A 3,419-nucleotide genomic window follows, 5' to 3' on the forward strand; every position below is an offset into this window, starting at 1 on the left:
GCCGCGACGAGCGTCCGGACCGGTAGCCGGTGCCTGGTCCGTCACGTCGTCGATCAGCGGGCGGCCCGCCCGGTAGGTCTCGACCTGTGCCGCCACCAGCGCGGCGAGGTCTCGCGCCGTCGTCCGGGCGTCCCCGGCCATGTGCGGGGTGAGCAGTACGTTCGGCATCCGCCAGAGCGGGTGGTCCGCCGGGAGCGGCTCGGGTTCGACGACGTCGAGGCTCGCCCGGATGCGGCCCGTGGCCAGCTCGGTCACCAGCGCCGTCGTGTCCACGGTGGGTCCTCGGCCGACGTTGGTGAACAGGGCGCCGTCCCGCATCCGCGCCAGGAAGGCGGCGTCGACGAACCCCTGGGTCCCCGGGCCGAGGGGCAGCGCCGAGGCGACGACGTCCGCGCGGGGCAGCCACTCCCCGACCTCCGCGAGCGCCCGGACCTCGCGCCCCGCCTCGGTGCGGGCGGAGCGGGCGAAGGGCACGACCTCGGCGCCGCACGCCTCCACCCTGCGGGCGAGCGCCTTGCCGACGACGCCGTGGCCGAGCTGCACGACCGTCGCCCCCACCAGGCTGTCCAGCGCGGCGGCGGGGATCTCGCTGCCGGGGTCGTCGACGTCGACCCAGTCGGCGCGGTCCTGCGCCCGCACGTACTGCGGAAGCCGCCGCAGCACGGCCAGGATCCCGAGCAGCCCCTGCTCCGCGGTGGTCTCGGCGATCACCGAGGCGGCGTTGTGCAGGCGCGCGCCCGGGGGCACGTACTCGGCCACGTAGTCGTAGCCCACGCTCAGCACCTGCACGTGCTCGACCGCGGGCAGCCCCCGCAGCAGCGTGCGCCGGGCCGTCCCGCCCTCGCGGCTGATCACCGCGAACCCGACCTCCGCCGCGGGCACGTCGCCCGCCTCCAGCTCGGCCCACAGGGCGTACCGCCAGCCCTCGGGCGGGGTCCCCAGCGCCTGCCGCTGCAGCTCGTCCGTCACCAGCACGGCACCCGACGCCATCCGCGATCCCTCCGCCATCCGCCGATCATGCCCCCGCACCGCGGGCGGGTCGGCGACCGAGGCCGGCCCCGGGACGTCAGGAGTCGCCGACGGACTGGGTCTTCTCCGGCAGGTACGGCTGGATCGCGGCGGCGAGCTTGGCCGGGGTCATCGACTGCAGCCACAGATGGCCGGGCCCGTGGATCTCGGCGAGCACCAGCGAGTCCCCGAACAGCTTGTTCTTCACCCCGCGGATCGAGGCGAACTCCAGCGGCATCTCGGCGCGGAAGAGCGCCAGGTGCCCGGGGTGGATGAGCATCGACTGCCCCTGCTGCAGGTCGTACTCCACGATCTCGCCCGCCAGCTGGACCCAGGCCGTGCCGTTCCCGCTCAGCTTCTGGAACACCACGCCCGCGCCGCCGAAGAGCCCCGCGCCGAGCTTCTTCTGCAGCCCGACGGACACCTCGACGTCGGGGGTGCTGGCCATGTTCGCGCCGGACTGGACCATGAACTGGTCCGCGGCGTCGATCCGGATCTCCCGGATCACGCCCGGGAGCTGGGCCGCGAACGCCACGAAGCCGCCGGTCGGCGGCGCGGTGTACTCGGTGAGGAACAGCTGTCCCCCGCCGAGGGCCCGCTTGAGGCCGCTCAGGAGACCGCCCTTGCCGCCCGACCCGAAGCGGGTCGAGGTCTCCAGGACGAAGCCCGGCGTCAGCCACGCGACGTCCTCGCCCTCGGCGATCAGCCGCTCGCCCGCCGCCATCGTGATCTCGAGGATGGGCATCGTCGTCCCCACGACCCGCGTCTGCATGGGGCGAACCTAGTGTCCCGCACCGCAAATCCGCCAGACATCGCGACGGCCGGGGCCACGCAGGCGGCGTTGCCGGTCCAGCGGGTACACCCGGTCCGAGCCCCGACCGGCCGCCTCGCCCGCGTGGACCTGGATCCGCCGAGGCACGCTTGACAGGCCCCCGGTCGGTCGCGGACCCTGTCCGTCTTAGAACGATCTAAGGAGGTTCGTGGTGACCCGAGCCGCGCGCGAGTACGACCCCTTCAGCCCGGACTTCCAGGCCGATCCCTTCCCCGTCTACCGGTGGATGCGGGACGAGGCCCCGGTGTTCTACAGCGAGAAGTGGAACTGGTGGGCACTCTCCCGGTTCGACGACGTGCGCGCCGCCGCCCTCGACCCGGACCTGTACCGGTCGTTCGAGGGCATCGACATCGACGACACGGCGAAGGACCAGAACCCGCCCGGCTTCCTGCCCAATGTGGACAACCCGCGACACGACCGGATCCGCGCCGTGGTGCAGCCGCCGCTGCTGCCGGCGCGGATCGCCGAGCGCGAGGACGTCGTGCGGGGCACGGTCCGCAGGCTGGTCGACGGCTGGCGGTCGCGCGGGCGCGTCGACCTCGCCCAGGAGCTGGCCTGGCCGCTGCCCAACGAGGTCTTCTTCGACCTGCTGGGCCTCCCCGAGTCCGGCCCGGACCGGGCGCGGCTCGAGCGCTGGGTGCACGAGCTCAAGGACCGCAGGCCGGACGACGCCCGCCTCACCCCGCTCGCCAAGGCCGCCACCGCGGGCATCCAGTCCTATTTCGTCGACCTCCTGAACGAGCGCCGCCGCGAGCCCCGCGCCGACCTGGTGACCCACCTCGTGACCGCCGAGATCGACGGCGTCCCGTTCGCCGACGAGCACATCGGTCCGGCGTCCGAGGTCATGGGCCTGATGCTGGTGCTGTTCCTGGGCGGGGTGGAGAGCACGGCCGGGCTCGTCGGGACCCTGTTCAAGCTGCTCGCCGAGAGCCCGGACCAGCGCGCGATCCTGCGCGCGGACCCCTCGCTCATCCCCGACGCCGTCGAGGAGGCCATCCGGGTCGCGACGCCGTTGCAGCTGGTCGGCCGGACGACCTCGCGCGAGGTCACGCTGCACGGCGTGACCATCCCGGCGGGTGGCCGGGTCGTGCTCGTCTACGGCGCCGCCAACCGGGACGAGCGCCGGTTCCCCGATCCGGACCGGTTCGACGTCACCCGCGGCAGGCAGCGCCATCTCGGGTTCGGCGAGGGCATGCACGGCTGCATCGGCGCCCCGCTCGCCCGGCTGGAGGCCAAGATCGCGCTGGAGGAGGCCCTCCCCCTGCTCGGCGACTACACGGTCGCGGGTGTCCCCGAGCGCTACCGCACCACCCCGAACATGTACGTGTGGGAGCACCTCGACCTGGCCTTCGCCGCCTCCGACGCGCCCGTCCCGCACACGCACGTCGAGACCCGGCGGCACCGCACCGACACCACCGTCGTCACCCGCGAGCTGGAGACCGAGGTGCGGGTCGCGGCGAAGCAGCAGGTCGCCGACGGGGTCGTGGCCCTGACGCTGCGGCCGGTGGACGACGCCCCGCTGCCGGAATGGACCCCGGGCGCGCACGTCGACCTGCTGCTCGGCGGCGGGCTGCCGAAC

The 3,419-nt window shown here is 73.9% G+C and carries 3 protein-coding genes; 1 reads left to right on the forward strand and 2 read right to left on the reverse strand.

The genetic code is table 11. The features are described from left to right. Nucleotides 1–1,008, reverse strand: a 1,008-nt coding sequence (locus H5J29_RS25880; RefSeq protein WP_181783627.1) for an NAD(P)-dependent oxidoreductase, incomplete at its 3' end; no start/stop codon positions are given. A 58-nt stretch (nucleotides 1,009–1,066) separates the two neighbouring features. Next, nucleotides 1,067–1,780: an AIM24 family protein gene (locus tag H5J29_RS25885; RefSeq protein ID WP_181783628.1), complete on the reverse strand. Its 714-nt coding sequence runs from the start codon at nucleotides 1,778–1,780 to the stop codon at nucleotides 1,067–1,069. A 208-nt stretch (nucleotides 1,781–1,988) separates the two neighbouring features. On the opposite strand from H5J29_RS25885, the gene H5J29_RS36340 reads away from it, so the two are divergent. After that, nucleotides 1,989–3,419 (forward strand): cytochrome P450 (locus H5J29_RS36340; RefSeq protein ID WP_446686495.1); only part of this gene is annotated, 1,431 nt, incomplete at its 3' end.

This window comes from Pseudonocardia pini (assembly GCF_013870575.1).
Classification (GTDB): domain Bacteria; phylum Actinomycetota; class Actinomycetes; order Mycobacteriales; family Pseudonocardiaceae; genus Pseudonocardia; species Pseudonocardia pini.